Origin of the sequence: Staphylococcus pasteuri, from assembly GCF_030547725.1 — a bacterium.
GTDB lineage: Bacteria > Bacillota > Bacilli > Staphylococcales > Staphylococcaceae > Staphylococcus > Staphylococcus pasteuri.
On record NZ_JAUOQO010000134.1, the window covers coordinates 1 to 325 of the forward strand.

1 protein-coding gene is annotated in these 325 nt (G+C 48.0%); it reads right to left on the minus strand.

The window, feature by feature from the left end; all coding sequences use genetic code 11:
- Window positions 1–295, minus strand: a 295-nt coding sequence (locus Q4528_RS13125; protein ID WP_303521923.1) for a hypothetical protein, incomplete at its 3' end; no start/stop codon positions are given.
- Between the last annotated feature and the right edge of the window lie 30 nt (window positions 296–325).

The window sequence follows — 325 nt, forward strand, 5'->3', positions numbered from 1 at the left end:
GTTGATATCTCTGTCCCTTCACGTAGCTAGAGAAGCGAACGCTGCTATGAGTGCTACCAATCATCCCTGGCATTAGTTCATCGGGCGCAGAAGGGGCCTCATCGAAACCTTGTGCTGGTTGCGTTAAATAACGCTGAGCGGCATGATAAAGCCCAAATTCTGCCAGTTCATTAATTGAAACAATACCGAAAAAGCTTTCCAAGATTTGCGCTGACCTAGCGCTTAGTTCGCGCAAGGAATTTGGGGGCAAATAACCAACGGCAGCCACTTCAACTGCAGCAAACTCGTCCTTCAAGTAGGCTGCCCGCTCTATATGGTGATTAAT